The following is a 13,692-nucleotide window of genomic DNA, read 5'->3' on the forward strand; positions in this document are numbered from 1 at the left end:
GGGTTGAACTGTGCCTGAAACCGCTTTGTCCCCCGTCGCTGAGGGAACCAGCCCAGCAACAACCGTCGAGGACCTTGCCAGGGACCTCGGCGTCCGCAAGGTCACCGTGCTCACCGAGGAGATCCTGCGGGACGGCTCCGGCGCTCTGGCCACCAGCGTGACCAGGGCGGCTGCCGCCGCCATCGTCCGCAACCCGTGGGCCGGATCCGCCGTCTCCACCGACCTCGCGCCCGAAACTGAACGCCTCGCTCCGGTGCTCGCCAAAATCCTCACGGACCGGCTCACGGAAGCCCTGGGAGGCGCCGGCGAGATCGAGGCGTTCGGCAAGTCCGCCGTCGTAGGCCTCAAGGGCGAGGTGGAACACGCCGCAGCGCTAATCCACACCCCGTTCTTCGGCAACCTGGTCCGCGAATTCCTCGAAGGCACCTCAATCCTGTCTTTCTCGGACGACCGCGCCGAACCGGGCACCACCATTGCCGTGCCCATGTGGCACAAGGAAGCCGCTTCCACCCGCAGCCACTACCAAACCCTGACGCTGAGCCTGAGCGATGCGCCTCACCCCAACGAAATAGTCGTGGTGGCCGCGGCTTCCACCGGCTCGCGTCCGCATCCCCGCATCGGTGACCGCACCACCGACCGCCCCGTTACCGCCGAAATCCTGGAGGGAATCCTGTAATGAACATCCGCAAAATCGTCACCCTGTCCGAAGAAATCCTCACCGAGGGCGGCCGTCCCGTGACCCCCGGCGCCCGGGTGGCCATCGCCGTCGCCGTCGTGGAAAACCCGTGGGCCGGGCAGGGTTTTGTCGAGGACCTCACCGCCGGCATCGATGCCACCGCCTCGGACCTCGGCGCCCTCCTCACCCCCAAGGTCATCGAAGCCCTCGGCGCGCCCGTGGAGGCCTACGGGAAGGCGGCCATCGTCGGCATCGAAGGCGAGGTGGAACACGGCTCGGCACTGATCCACACCCTCAAGTTCGGCGACCACTACCGCAAGGCCGCTTCCGCCACCACGCTGCTGCCCGCCGTCGAGAAGCGCGCCCCCGCCGGCACCGTCTTCGACATCCCGATGAAGCACATCACTGACGCCACCATCCGTTCGCACCACCAGAGCGTCGAGGTCAGGGTGGCCGACGCGCCCCACCCCGGGGAGATCCTCATTGCGCTGGCGGCCTCCGCTCAGGGCCGGCCGCAGGAGCGCCTGGCGCCGCTGTCCACGGAGCAGTGAGCCACGTGCCCGGGACGCCCGTTGCCCTCCTGCACGGGGTGGGCCTCGACGCCGGCATGTGGGAGCCGGTCCGGGACGCCCTTAAGCGCAACTCCGTGGCCATCGACCTGCCCGGTCACGGGCGGCGGCCGGCGCTCACGGCACCCACCTCGCTGGCTGAACTCGCAGCGGACGTGCTGGAGCGCCTCCCCGAGAAGAGCCACCTCGTGGGGTTCTCACTCGGGGCACTGATTGCGCAGTACATCGCCAGGTTCCACCCGGACCGGGTGGAAACGCTGACCTGCGTGAACTCGGTGTGCCGGCGCACGGAGGATGAGTCCACGGCGGTCCTCACCAGGCTCGCGGCGGCGGAATCGGACTTCCCGGCAACCGTTGAGGCCAGCATCGACCGCTGGTACACCGGAACGTCCGTTCCCCAAAGCGTGGTGGAGACGACGCGCCGCACCCTGGCGGGGAACGACGTCGGCTCCTTCGTTCACGCCTACCGCGTCTTCGCCACCGGGGACGCGGTCATCGGACCGGAGCTCGGCAACATCCACGTCCCTACCCTCGCCGTCACCGGGGAACTGGACCCCGGATCAACACCGGACATGACACTCCGCCTTGCGGAAGCAATCCCCGGCGCCAGGAGCCTCGTGGTACCCGGTGCACGGCACATGCTGCCGGTCCAGGACGCTGACGTCCTGGCCGGGGCCATCAACGACTTCATCCAAGAATCCGAAGGAGAACGGGCATGACACTCCGACTCGACCACTTCATCGGGGGTACCTGGTCAGCTCCCGCCGGCGGGGAATACTTCCCCAGCACCAACCCGGCAACCCTCGAAACGCTGTATGAAGCTGCGCGGGGAACCGAAGAGGACGTCCGCCGCGCCGTGGCAGCCGCCAAGGAGGCCTTCGGGTCCCCGCTGTGGCGCGACCTTACGGCCACCAAGCGCGGACACCTGCTCCGCCGCCTCGGCGACCTGATCGGCGAACACGCCGACGAGCTGGCTGAGCTGGAAACCCTGGACAACGGCAAGCTGCTGCGCGAGATGCGCGGCCAGCTCGCCTCCCTGCCCGAGTACCTCTACTACTACGCCGGGCTCGCGGACAAGGTCCAGGGCAGCCAGATCCCCACCAACTCCATCACCATGCTGAACTACACCCAGCGCGAACCCCTCGGCGTGGTCGGCGCCATCACCCCATGGAACTCGCCGCTGACGCTCACCACCTCCAAGCTTGCCCCGGCGCTCGCCGCCGGCAACACCGTGGTCATCAAGCCCAGCGAATACACCTCCCGGACCATCCTCCGCGTCGCCGAACTCGCCTCCGAAGCCGGCATCCCCGACGGCGTGGTGAACGTGGTCACCGGGTTCGGCCAGGAAGCCGGCGCCGCGCTGGTCAGCCACCGCGACCTCGCCAAGATCTCCTTCACCGGTTCCACCCAGACCGGTGCCCGCATTGCCGCGGAGACGGCGTCGCGCTTCATCGGCTCCACCCTGGAGCTCGGCGGTAAGAGCCCCAACATCGTCTTCGAGGACGCGGACGTGTCCAACGCCGCGATGGGCGTCATCGCAGGGATCTTCGCCGCCGCGGGCCAGACCTGCATTGCCGGCAGCCGGGTCTTCGCCCACCGCAGCGTCTACGACGAACTCGTGGAACGCGTCGCCGAGCGAGCAGCGTCGATCATCATTGGCGACCCCCGCCTGGCCACGACCGAACTGGGTCCCCTGGCATTCGGCGCCCAGCTGGAGAAGGTGAGCTCCTACGTGGACATCGGCGTCAGTGAAGGTGCCACGGTGCGGACCGGCGGCAAACGCCCGGACATCGAACTCCCCGGCTACTTCTTCGCACCCACCGTGCTCACCGGCGTCGACAATTCCATGCGCGTGGTGCGTGAAGAGATCTTCGGCCCTGTCGCGGCAATCATGCCGTTCGATTCCGAGGATGAGGTGGTGGGACTGGCCAACGACACCGAATACGGGCTCGCCGCCGGCATCTGGACGCAGAACCTTGCACGCGCCCACCGGATGGCACGCCGCCTGGAAGCCGGGACGGTGTGGGTCAACACCTACCGCGCCATGTCCCCGATGAGTCCGCGGCAGGGGTTCAAGAACTCGGGCGTCGGAATCGAACACGGCCTGGAATCCATGCACGAATACACCCGGCTCAAGAGCGTCTGGATCAACACGGATGAAGGCCCCGTTTCCGATCCGTTCGTCCTGCGCAGCTGAAAGGAACCCGCATGCCACTCATTGAAGTATCCATCGCCAGGGGCCGCAGCCCGGAACAGCTCCGCTCGCTGATCGATGAACTGCACCACGCAGCCGAGAAGGCAGTGGGCGCCGTACCCGAGAACACCACCGTCATCATCCGCGAAATCGAGCACGAACACTGGTCCCGCGGCAACCAGACCATTGCCGAACGCAACGCTGCAGCCCAGTAGCTGCAGCCACTAACCACGCGTGCGGCGGACACCGCCGCAGAACGAAGGAGTTACTCATGCGCTTTTCCCTCTTCGTCCACATGGAGCGCTGGGACGAGTCAGTCTCGCACCAGGAATGCTTCGAGAACCTGACGGAGCTCGCCCTCATCGCCGAGGCCGGTGGCTTCAGCACCGTCTGGATCGGCGAGCACCACTCGATGGAATACACCATCTCGCCGAGCCCGATGCCGCAGCTCGCCTACCTTGCGGCAAAGACGTCGAAGATCCGGCTCGGAGCCGGCACCATCATCGCGCCGTTCTGGAACCCCCTCCGGGTGGCGGGGGAGTGCGCGCTCCTGGACGTCATCAGCAACGGCCGCGCGGAAGTGGGGCTGGCACGCGGCGCATACCAGTTCGAATTCGACCGCCTGATGGGCGGCATGTCCGCGGTCGACGGCGGCAAGCACCTCCGCGAGCTTGTCCCCGCCGTCCGCGCGCTCTGGGAAGGCGACTATGCGCACGACGGCGACGTGTGGCAATTCCCCACCTCCACCAGCGTCCCGAAGCCGGTCCAGAAGCCCACCCCGCCCATGTGGATCGCGGCCCGGGACATTTCCTCCCATGAATTCGCCGTTGCCAACGGCTGCAACGTCATGGTGACTCCGCTGATGAAGGGCGACGAGGAAGTCGAGGACCTGGCACGCAAGTTCGACTCCGCCGTCGAAAGCAACCCCGGTGTTCCCCGCCCGGACCTGATGGTGCTGCGCCACACCCACGTCCACTCCGAGGATGAGCCCGAAGGCTGGCGCCGCCCGGCCGAAGGCATCAACAAGTTCTACCGGACGTTCGATGCCTGGTTCGGCAACAAGACTGCGCCCACCAACGGCTTCCTGGAGCCGAGCCCGGAGGAGAAGTTCGCCGAGCGCCCGGAATTCACCCCTGAATCCCTACACAAGACGGCCATGATCGGCACGCCGCAGGAGATCATCGAGCGTCTTCGCCACTATGAGGCCCTGGGTGTCACCGAATTCAGCGTCTGGTCGGACAACAGCCTGACCCACGAGGAAAAGAAGCGTTCACTCGAGCTCTTCATAGAACACGTCGTCCCCGCATTCCAGGAGCAGCCAGCTGCGGTTGCGCGCTGATCCACCACAACCGAACCTGCGGCAGATCCGGCTGCAGGCGCCGTTTCGAGAGCCGATCGGGGACGTCCCGGTCGGCTCTCGATGTATTTCCGCGAACTCCCTCTTGTGGGGCAGCACGGCAGACCCTAATATATTAGTTAATACGCATAGCTATATCAGACGGTTTTCCTGCTCCTTGGGAAACCGTCGCGGTTGGCCGTGCCGTGCACGCATTCCGGCCCGCCCGCCATGGGCGGAGCCCGGAGTGGATGATTGTCATCTCGATGAGGAGTAGAACAGCATGCAGCAACTCGCGCACCGTCTTGAACGGCTGGGCACGGAAACTGCCTTCAGCGTCGCGCAGGCCGCGGCGTCCTGGAAGGCGCAGGGGAACCTCGTGTACCCCTTCCACCTGGGCGACATCAACATCCCCACCGCCCCGCACATCGTCGAGGCAATGAACAGGGCTATTGCCGACGGCTACACGGGCTACTGCCCCGGCCCCGGTATTCCCCAGCTGCGCGAGGCCCTTGCCGAGGACCTCGGCTCTCGCCGCGGCATCACGTTCTCCCCCGACAACGTGGTGGTGATGACCGGCGGCAAGCCCGTGATCACCAAGTTCCTCCAGGCCGTCATGAACCCCGGCCAGGACGTGCTCTACCCGAACCCGGGCTTCCCCATCTACGAATCCCAGATCGAGTACCTCGGCGGCAACGCGGTGCCCTACCGCTACGTGCCCACCGAGTCCGGCTTCGCGATCGACCTCGACCAGGTGCGCGCCTCGATCACCGATAAGACGGTGGCGATCATCTACAACGACCTGCAGAACCCCATCTCGGCCGAGTCCACCGCCGCGGAGCGGGAGGCCATCGCCCAGATCGCCCAGGAGCACGACCTGTGGGTCCTCTCCGACGAGGCCTACTTCGAAACCCGGTACGAAGGCGTTTCCCAGTCGATCGCGACGCTGCCCGGCATGGCCGAACGCACAGTGATCCTGTACACCTTCAGCAAGAAGTTCGCCATGACCGGCTCCCGCCTTGGTTGCGCCGTCGCGCCGCTGGAAATCGCCAAGGTCCTGAGCACGCTCAACACCAATGACGAGTCCTGCACCACGCATTACGTGCAGTGGGCCGGCATCGAAGCGCTCCGCGGCCCCCAGGAGCCGGTGCAGCAGATGCTGGACATCCTGCGCGAACGCAGGGATGCGGCCTGCGATCTCGTGAACGCCATCCCGGGCATGCACGTGGCCGTGCCGCAGTCCACGTTCTACCTGTTCCCGGACGTTACGGAAGCCATGGAGCGGATGGGCTTCACAGCCGTGGGAGATTTCGCCACCGAAGCGCTGTACAAGACCGGCGTTTCCTTCTGCACCCGCGAACACTTCGGCAGGCGCCTGCCCGGTGAAGAGCGGCAGTACATCCGCCTCGCGTACTCCGGCATCGACGTCGCCAACATCCGCGAAGGCCTCGGCCGCCTGAACCAGTGGATCGAGTCGGCATGAGCCGGGTCGTCGTCACGGGGCGTATCCCCGAAGCAGCAATCGAAAAGCTTCGCGCCGAGCACGAGGTGGACGTCTGGGAGGGTCCGGAGTCCATCAGTCGCGAGGAGCTCCTCCGGCGCGTGGCGGGCGCGGACGGCATCGTCAGCCTGCTCACCGAGCGCGTTGACGCCGAACTGCTGGACGCCGCGGGCCCGCAGCTCAAAGTGGTGGCCAACGTCGCCGTCGGCTACGACAACATCGACGTACCGGCCTGCACCGAACGCGGCGTCATCGCCACGAACACGCCCGGCGTGCTTACCGACGCCACGGCGGATATCGCGCTGAGCCTGATCCTCATGGCCACCCGCCGGCTCGGTGAGGGGGAGCGGCTCATCCGTTCGGGTGAAGCCTGGAAGTGGGGCATGTTCTTCCTGCTGGGCTCCAGCCTGCAGGGCAAGACCCTGGGTGTTGTGGGCATGGGCGGCATCGGCCAGGCCACCGCACGCCGCGCCAAGGCCTTCGGCATGGAGATCGTCTACCAGTCCCGCAGCGAAATCGACCCCGCTATAGCCGGAGAACTCGGCGCCCGCAGGGTTGAACTCGACGAACTGCTGGCCATTTCCGACGTCGTTTCATTGCACTGCCCGTACGGACCTGCCACGCACCACCTGATCGGTGCCGAGCAGCTCGCGGCAATGAAGGACTCGGCATTCCTGGTCAACACCGCCCGCGGACCGATCGTGGATGAAGCAGCCCTCGCCGCCGCGCTTCGCGACGGCAGGATCGCCGGCGCCGGCCTGGACGTCTACGAGAAGGAGCCCCAGGTCCACCCTGGCCTGCTCGGGCTCGACAACGTGGTCCTGCTGCCGCACCTCGGCTCCGCCACGGTGGAAACGCGCACCGCGATGGCCATGCTCGCTGCAGACAACGCCCTTGCCGTGCTGAGCGGGGAACGGCCGGCCACGCCGATCCGCTAGAAAAATGACCAGGGCCTGGGCGGGGTGATTGCAGCACCCCGCCCAGGCCCTTTTGTGCCCTGACAGGGGGGCTTATCTCCTCGTATTTCCAATGTATCGCCTGGGGTGGGGCTTGTGGCAAGGCCCCGGGTGGGCCGGATAATCGTTCGCCGGAGGCCGCCATACCAGCGCGGCCCCACGGAGGATGGGGAGCGCCGGGATGAAGCACCAGGTAGTCGTTGTGGGAAGCGGGCCCACCGGGCTCATGCTGGCCGGTGAGCTGGCTCTCGCCGGCGTGGATGTGGCAGTGGTTGAGCGGCGCCCCGGCCAGGAGCTCGCCGGCGCGCGGGCAGGTGGCCTGCACGCCCGCACCATTGAGGTGCTGGACCAGCGGGGCATCGCGGAGCGGTTCCTTGCCGAAGGGCAGGTGGCCCAGGTGGCGGGGTTCGCCGGCACCCGCTTCGACCTCACCGGATTTCCCACCCGCTACCCGTACGGGCTCGGACTGTGGCAGAACCACATCGAGCGCATCCTGGCAGGCTGGGTGGAGGAGCTGCCTGTGGCCTTCCATCGCGGCACCGAGGTGACCGGCCTGGCCCAGGACGGCACCGGCGTCGAGGTTTCCCTTGCGGACGGCCGGACGCTGCAGGCGGACTTCGTTGTAGGGTGCGACGGCGGCCGCAGCCTGGTGCGGAAGGCGGCGGGCATCGAATTTCCCGGCTGGGATCCCACCACCAGTGCGCTGATCGCCGAGGTGGAGATGACCGGGCAGCCGGAGTTTGGCGTCCATAAGAATCCGTTCGGCATCCACTCCTTCGGCCGGAGGGAGTACACCATCCAGGACGGCAGGGTGGTGTACGCGGACAGCGGCCCGGTGGCGGTCATGGTCACCGAGGAGCACGTGGGGGCCGGGGAGCCGGGACTGGCTGACCTGAGCGCGGCCCTCACCGCCGTGTGCGGAACCGACTACGGTGCCCACAGTCCTACGTGGATTTCCCGCTTCACTGATGCCACCCGGCAGGCCGCCACCTACCGCAAGGGGCGGGTCCTGTTGGCCGGGGACGCGGCGCACATCCATGCGCCCGATGGCGGTCAGGGCCTGAACATCGGCGTGCAGGATGCCGTGAACCTGGGCTGGAAGCTGGCACAGGTTCTTCACGGGACGTCGCCGGAAAGCCTGTTGGACACGTACCACGCAGAGCGCCATCCCGTGGCGGCGCGGGTGCTGCGCAACACCATGGCCCAGTCGGCGCTCCGCCGCCCGGACCCGAGGATCGCCGCCGCCGGAGAGGTCATGGCCGAGCTGCTGGGCATGGAGGAGCCGCGCCGCCGGTTCGCCGGAATGCAGTCAGCCCTCGACGTCCAATACGACCTCGGCGAGGGCCACCCGCTGCTGGGCCGCCGGATGCCTGACCTGGACCTGGAGACGCCGGCCGGCCCGCGGCGGATGTTCGCGCTGCTGCACACTGCACGCCCGGTCCTGCTGAATCTTGGCGCTGCCGGCGCTTTTGACGCCACGCCCCTGCCGCCGGCGGTCCAACTGGTGGACGCCACCTACGGGGGAGAGTGGGAGCTGCCGGTCCTCGGAACTGTTGCCCCGCCGTCGGCCGTCCTGGTCCGTCCGGACGGCTACGTGGCGTGGGTGGGGGAGGGAACCGCGTCCGGCCTCGCCGAGGCGCTCGGCAACTGGTTCGGACCTTCGGCTGCGCGGTAGCGTCACGCCGGGCACGCTTTTGCGGGATGGCCGACGGCGGAGGGCCGGGTTTCCGGGGCTTCCCCGCGGATGGCGAGGCGAAAGCGTGCCGTGCGTGACGCCGTCGTACGTCTTACGGCGGAGCGCTGTTTAGTAGACGGAGCCCTCCAGCAGCTCGGAGAGGCGGCCGGCGGCGCGGCGCAGTTCCGGGACCCCGGCTTTCAGGGTGGCCTCGCTGGCGGCCTCAACGGGGCTGGTCAGTGAGATGGATTCGGTGGGCCGGCCCGTCCTGTTAGGTACGGCCATGGCCACCGAGAGGACACCGGTGGCCCGCTCGTCGGCGGAGTAGGCGTAGTCGGTCCCGGGTTCGGGAAGACGCCCGCGCAGGACATCGGCCGTCAGGTCCGCGTCTTCCTGGCCGGACGCCACTGCCGCCATGACCACCTGCTGAAGTTCGTCGTCGGACGCCGATGCCAGCAGGATCTTCCCCGCGGCGCCGAGCGTCAGCGGGAGCCGCTTGCCCAGCGGAAGGTCGTAGCGCAGTGGCGCCTCGCCGTCCACACGCGCCACCAGGATGCGCTCGAAGCCGAGCCGGGAGTACAACGACGCCGTCAGTCCGGTCTGCGAGGCCACCTGCTGCAGGATGGGGCGCGCCGCCACCACCAGGGGATCGTTTTCCAGGAAGCTGCGTGCGGCCGGCAGGACGGCCGGGCCGATCCGGTAGGACTTGTCCGTCTGGCTCACCATCCCGAAATCCTGCAGCACCCGGAGGATCCGCAGCGTGGTGGGCAGGCTCATGCCGCAGTTCCGCGCCAGGTCGCTGAGCCGCTGCGGCCGCTCCGCCCGCTGCAGTTCCGCAAAGACCTCCAGGGCCCTTGAGAGGGAGCGCATGTTCGAGGACTTGGGGCCCTCTTCCGCCTGACCGGCCGTGGGGGGAGTCGTCGTCGCCATCCTTTCATTCTATGTAAGTTCCTTGCGCTTGACAGTGCTTGTGTCTCCTGTCACTATTTCTCAGTACGCAATATAGTTTCATTCTATGAAATGCAATGACGCGCAGTGAAAAGGAATCCCATGACAACGGAGTCAGTGACGACGAAACCCGGGAACGGAAACGCAACAAGGGTGGCCCCTTCCGTGCTGGCAGGAATCGGCGCCTTCGCGGCCGTCGGTGTCTACGTCCTGGTCAGCTCCATCAGCCTCGGGCTGTGGACGTCCCTCGGCCCGGGTCCGGGTCTCTTCCCCTTCGCCATGGGCGCCGTCCTCGCCGCCATGGCCCTCCTCTGGCTGCTTCAGGAACTCCGCAGCCCCAGTGAAACGGCAGCCGGCGTTGATCGCGGACTCGTAATCGCCGTCGTCGCCAGCCTGGTGATCCTCGCGGCCGTCATGGACCTGCTCGGGTTCCAGCTGAGCATGTTCGCCTTCCTGCTGTACCACCTGAAAATTCGCGGGCGCAGGACCTGGGTGTCCTCGCTGATCATCGCGGTGGCCGGCAGCTTCGGCGCGTTCTACGCCTTCAACTACGGCCTGAACGTCGCCCTGCCCGTCTCCACCATTCCCTCCCTGAACGCGATCGGACACTGACCGTGGATACCCTCAACGAACTCCTCAACGGCTTCGCGGCCGCCATGACCTGGCAGAACCTGCTGTTCGCCTTCCTCGGCTGCCTGCTGGGCACCATCATCGGCGTGCTGCCGGGCATCGGCCCCGTGGCCGGCGTCGCCCTGCTCATCCCGCTCACCCTGAACATGGACGCCACCGGCGCCATCATCATGCTCTGCGCCATCTTCTACGGCACCGCCTACGGGGGAACCATCACCAGCGTGCTGCTGAATACCCCCGGCGAAGCAGCCTCCGCCATCACCACCATCGACGGCTACGCCATGACCAAGATCGGCAAGGCAGGCGCCGCCCTGACCATCGCCGCCGTCGGGTCCTTCGTGGGCGGCACCATCGCCACCATCGGCCTGGTGGCCGCGGCCAAACCGCTGGGTGAACTCGGCCTGCTGGTGGGGCCGCCGGAATTCTTCGCCCTGATGGTGGTGGGCATCTCGCTCCTGGTGGCCCTCGCCGGAAAATCCATGGTCAAAGCCGTCATCTCCGGCGCCCTGGGCCTGCTGATCTCCATGGTGGGCATCGACCCCGTGGCAGGTGCGCCGCGCTTTACCTTCGGCATGGACCGGCTCCTGGACGGCGTCAGCTTCGTGGCAGTGATCGTGGGCGTCTTCGGCCTCTCCGAACTCCTGTCCTACCGCAAGGGCGACCAGCCTGCGGCGGTGCACGCACCCAACCTGCGCTCGCTGCTGCCCACCGGCAAGGAATGGCTCCGCAGCGCCCCGGCCATGGCCCGCGGCACAGGTATCGGTTTTGGCCTGGGCCTCATCCCGGGCATGACCGGCTCCGTCTCCTCGCTGCTGTCCTACGGCGCGGAAAAGAAGTTCTCCCGTAACCGGCACGAACTCGGCAAGGGTGCCATTGAAGGTGTTGCAGGTCCGGAAACGGCCAACAACGCCCACGCCAACGCGGCCCTCATCCCGCTGTTCACCCTCGGCATCCCGGCCTCACCCACCATCGCTGTCCTGATGGGCGCGTTCCTGCAGCAGGGACTTACCCCGGGGCCCACCCTCTTCACGGAGAACTCCGAAATCGCCTGGGCCATCATTGCCAGCCTCTTCATCGGCAACCTGATCCTGCTCCTGCTTAACGTCCCGCTGGTGGGGCTCTGGACCTCCATCCTCCGCGTCCCGTCGTCGATCCTTACCGCCCTGATCCTGCTGTTCATGGTGATTGGCGCCTACACCATCAACTTCAGCGTCTTCGATGTCTTCGTAATGATCGGCTTCGGCCTCCTGGGCCTGGCCCTCCGGCACCTGGACATCCCGCTGGCGCCCATGGTGCTCACGCTGGTCCTCGGCCCGCTGATGGAGCGGTCGCTGCGCGAGTCCCTCGAAATCTCCCAGGGTGACTTCAGCATCTTCACCAGCCGGCCCATCTCAGCGGTGCTGATCGGGCTCGGACTGCTGATCATCTTCAGCCCGCTGCTCAAGCTCCGCAAGCCCAAGGCCCTGAACGAAGACCCCGAAACCTAAACCCCGCATTCCCCCTTGCACCCGAATCCCCACCTTCAAAGGAGAAGAACCATGAAGACCCGTATGCGCCTCGCCGCCGCCCTCGCCGCGGCATCCCTGATCGGACTCACCGGCTGCGGTGCCAACCCCGGAGCCACCGGAGCCGCCGGCGATTTCCCGAAGAAGGGCAAATCGATCGACATCATCGTCGCTTTCGGCTCCGGCGGCGCAGTGGACACTGCCGCCCGGCTCATCCAGCCGGTCCTCGAAAACGAACTCGGCACCAACGTGGAGGTCATTAACAAGCCCGGCGCCGGCGGCCAGATCGGCTACACCCAGCTCACCAGCGCCAAGCCGGACGGCTACACCATCGGCGCCACCGGATCGCCGTCGGTAGTGGTCTCGCCCCTGGATCCCTCCCGCGGCGCCAAGTACACCCGCGAAAGCTTCCAGCCGCTGGGCCGCCAAGTCATCGATCCCACCGTCATCGCCGTCCAGCCGGACAGCCCCTACAAGACCATCAAGGACCTGGTGGATGCCGCCAAGGCCAACCCGAAGTCCATGACCGCCAGCACCACCGGACTCCAGACCGGCGAACACTTTGCCCTGGCGCAGCTGCAGGAAAACACGGGCGCGGAATTCGCTCCGGTCCACTTCTCGGAGGGTGCCTCGCAGGCCACCACTGCGTTCCTTGGCAAGCATGTGGACGTCCTCGTGGCCAACGTCAGCGACGTGAACGACCTCAGCAAGCAGGGCAAGGCCCGCGTCCTCGGCGTCATGTCCGCAGAGCGCGCACCCTCCCTGCCGGACATCCCCACGTTCAAGGAATCCGGCTACGACTTGACCGCTGGCACCGCCCGCGGCTACTCAGCACCCGCTGGCCTGCCTGAGGACGTTGCCACAAAGCTCGAAGCCGCCATCCAGAAAGCCATCGAGGACCCCGCCGTGGTGAAGAAGATGCAGGACCTGGGCCTGCAGACCAGCTACCTCAACGGTGCCGACTACAAGACGTTCTGGGCCGGCCAGGAAGAGGACTTCAAGGAAGTCCTGCCGCTGGTCCAGAAAAAAGACTGACCCTGCCCGCCCTGAACGGAAAGACCCATCATGACAACTCCAGCCATTGACGCCACCAGCGCGGACTTTGCGCGCCCCGACCGGGACACCATCGAACGGCTTGCCAAGCTGCCCGCAGCCAACATCGGCGATGCCATGGACCGGCTTGGCGTAGCGGATTCGGCCATCCAGGCCGTCTGGCCGGGCGCAAAGCTTGCCGGGCCGGCGTTCACCGTGTGGACCCGCCCGGGCGACAACAAGGGCATCCATGCCGCCCTCCAGCAGGTCCGTCCCGGGGACGTCATTGTGGTGGCCGGAGGCGGCGACGAATCCCGCGCCCTCCTCGGCGAGCTGATCGGCGAGCGGGCCATCAACCTCGGCGTGGCCGGCTTCGTCCTGGACGGAGCAGCGCGCGACGCCGAGGCGCTGGGTGAGATTGGCATGCCCGTCTTCGCCAGGGCTACTTCGCCTGCCGGTCCCTACAAGGACGGCCCGTTCAGGCTGGGAACCGCCGTCGCCTTCGGCGGCGTCCCGGTCCTCCCCGGCGACGTGATCGTGGGCGACTCGGACGGCGTGGTGGTGATCCCCCGGGAGCATGCCGCCGCCGTCGCCGAAGCTGCCGAAGCGGTCTTCGCAGACGAAACCAACCGCCGCCAGGCGATCGTCGCAGCCCGGAACTGAACCACCA

14 protein-coding genes are annotated in these 13,692 nt (G+C 67.1%); 13 read left to right on the forward strand and 1 reads right to left on the reverse strand.

Features of this window, described 5'->3' with window-relative positions; translation table 11 throughout:
• The first annotated feature begins 10 nt into the window (after positions 1–10).
• From ACHL_RS00420 to ACHL_RS00460, 9 genes are all read left to right on the forward strand, one after another.
• On the forward strand, positions 11–676 hold the full coding sequence (locus ACHL_RS00420) for an amino acid synthesis family protein (RefSeq protein ID WP_012630821.1): 666 nt from the start codon (positions 11–13) through the stop codon (positions 674–676).
• Entirely contained in the window at positions 676–1,227 is a 552-nt protein-coding gene (locus ACHL_RS00425; RefSeq protein WP_012630822.1) for an amino acid synthesis family protein, read from the forward strand. Before ACHL_RS00420 ends, ACHL_RS00425 begins: the two co-directional genes overlap by 1 nt.
• Entirely contained in the window at positions 1,224–1,964 is a 741-nt protein-coding gene (locus ACHL_RS00430; protein ID WP_012630823.1) for an alpha/beta fold hydrolase, read from the forward strand. Before ACHL_RS00425 ends, ACHL_RS00430 begins: the two co-directional genes overlap by 4 nt.
• Positions 1,961–3,442, forward strand: a complete 1,482-nt coding sequence (locus tag ACHL_RS00435) for an aldehyde dehydrogenase (RefSeq protein WP_012630824.1) — start codon at positions 1,961–1,963, stop codon at positions 3,440–3,442. Before ACHL_RS00430 ends, ACHL_RS00435 begins: the two co-directional genes overlap by 4 nt.
• Before the next feature lie 11 nt (positions 3,443–3,453).
• Positions 3,454–3,654, forward strand: coding sequence for a tautomerase family protein (locus ACHL_RS00440; protein ID WP_012630825.1), 201 nt, complete (start codon positions 3,454–3,456; stop codon positions 3,652–3,654).
• A gap of 56 nt (positions 3,655–3,710) precedes the next feature.
• Positions 3,711–4,778, forward strand: coding sequence for an LLM class flavin-dependent oxidoreductase (locus tag ACHL_RS00445; protein WP_012630826.1), 1,068 nt, complete (start codon positions 3,711–3,713; stop codon positions 4,776–4,778).
• Positions 4,779–5,058: 280 nt separating this feature from the next.
• Positions 5,059–6,258, forward strand: coding sequence for a pyridoxal phosphate-dependent aminotransferase (locus ACHL_RS00450; RefSeq protein WP_012630827.1), 1,200 nt, complete (start codon positions 5,059–5,061; stop codon positions 6,256–6,258).
• The gene (locus ACHL_RS00455) at positions 6,255–7,214 is read left to right on the forward strand and encodes a 2-hydroxyacid dehydrogenase (protein WP_012630828.1); all 960 of its coding nucleotides are present in this window, start codon (positions 6,255–6,257) and stop codon (positions 7,212–7,214) included. Before ACHL_RS00450 ends, ACHL_RS00455 begins: the two co-directional genes overlap by 4 nt.
• Before the next feature lie 199 nt (positions 7,215–7,413).
• Positions 7,414–8,907 (forward strand): FAD-dependent monooxygenase, encoded by a 1,494-nt coding sequence (locus ACHL_RS00460; protein ID WP_012630829.1) that lies wholly within the window; start codon positions 7,414–7,416, stop codon positions 8,905–8,907.
• A gap of 129 nt (positions 8,908–9,036) precedes the next feature.
• Here the strand turns inward: ACHL_RS00460 and ACHL_RS00465 are convergent, their stop codons facing one another.
• Positions 9,037–9,837, reverse strand: a complete 801-nt coding sequence (locus tag ACHL_RS00465; protein WP_012630830.1) for an IclR family transcriptional regulator — start codon at positions 9,835–9,837, stop codon at positions 9,037–9,039.
• Between the two features lie 120 nt (positions 9,838–9,957).
• On the opposite strand from ACHL_RS00465, the gene ACHL_RS00470 reads away from it, so the two are divergent.
• The 4 genes from ACHL_RS00470 to ACHL_RS00485 are packed head-to-tail and all read left to right on the forward strand — an operon-like array spanning position 9,958 to position 13,685.
• Positions 9,958–10,467: a tripartite tricarboxylate transporter TctB family protein gene (locus ACHL_RS00470; RefSeq protein ID WP_012630831.1), complete on the forward strand. Its 510-nt coding sequence runs from the start codon at positions 9,958–9,960 to the stop codon at positions 10,465–10,467.
• 2 nt (positions 10,468–10,469) lie between these two features.
• Complete coding sequence (locus tag ACHL_RS00475; RefSeq protein ID WP_012630832.1) at positions 10,470–11,972, forward strand: tripartite tricarboxylate transporter permease; 1,503 nt, start codon at positions 10,470–10,472, stop codon at positions 11,970–11,972.
• A gap of 51 nt (positions 11,973–12,023) precedes the next feature.
• Complete coding sequence (locus tag ACHL_RS00480) at positions 12,024–13,025, forward strand: tripartite tricarboxylate transporter substrate binding protein (RefSeq protein WP_012630833.1); 1,002 nt, start codon at positions 12,024–12,026, stop codon at positions 13,023–13,025.
• Between the two features lie 30 nt (positions 13,026–13,055).
• Positions 13,056–13,685 carry an RraA family protein gene (locus ACHL_RS00485; RefSeq protein WP_012630834.1) on the forward strand — a complete coding sequence of 210 codons (630 nt, stop codon included), beginning with the start codon at positions 13,056–13,058 and terminating at the stop codon, positions 13,683–13,685.
• Positions 13,686–13,692: the final 7 nt, after the last annotated feature.

Origin of the sequence: Pseudarthrobacter chlorophenolicus A6, from assembly GCF_000022025.1 — a bacterium.
Lineage (GTDB): Bacteria > Actinomycetota > Actinomycetes > Actinomycetales > Micrococcaceae > Arthrobacter > Arthrobacter chlorophenolicus.

Coding starts and splice junctions, on each gene's coding strand:
- ACHL_RS00425 (WP_012630822.1), top strand. CDS start 676: ATGAACATCCGCAAAATCGTCACCCTGTCCGAAGAAATCCTCACCGAG.
- ACHL_RS00435 (WP_012630824.1), top strand. CDS start 1,961: ATGACACTCCGACTCGACCACTTCATCGGGGGTACCTGGTCAGCTCCC.
- ACHL_RS00440 (WP_012630825.1), top strand. CDS start 3,454: ATGCCACTCATTGAAGTATCCATCGCCAGGGGCCGCAGCCCGGAACAG.
- ACHL_RS00445 (WP_012630826.1), top strand. CDS start 3,711: ATGCGCTTTTCCCTCTTCGTCCACATGGAGCGCTGGGACGAGTCAGTC.
- ACHL_RS00450 (WP_012630827.1), top strand. CDS start 5,059: ATGCAGCAACTCGCGCACCGTCTTGAACGGCTGGGCACGGAAACTGCC.
- ACHL_RS00455 (WP_012630828.1), top strand. CDS start 6,255: ATGAGCCGGGTCGTCGTCACGGGGCGTATCCCCGAAGCAGCAATCGAA.
- ACHL_RS00460 (WP_012630829.1), top strand. CDS start 7,414: ATGAAGCACCAGGTAGTCGTTGTGGGAAGCGGGCCCACCGGGCTCATG.
- ACHL_RS00465 (WP_012630830.1), bottom strand. CDS start 9,837: ATGGCGACGACGACTCCCCCCACGGCCGGTCAGGCGGAAGAGGGCCCC.
- ACHL_RS00470 (WP_012630831.1), top strand. CDS start 9,958: ATGACAACGGAGTCAGTGACGACGAAACCCGGGAACGGAAACGCAACA.
- ACHL_RS00480 (WP_012630833.1), top strand. CDS start 12,024: ATGAAGACCCGTATGCGCCTCGCCGCCGCCCTCGCCGCGGCATCCCTG.
- ACHL_RS00485 (WP_012630834.1), top strand. CDS start 13,056: ATGACAACTCCAGCCATTGACGCCACCAGCGCGGACTTTGCGCGCCCC.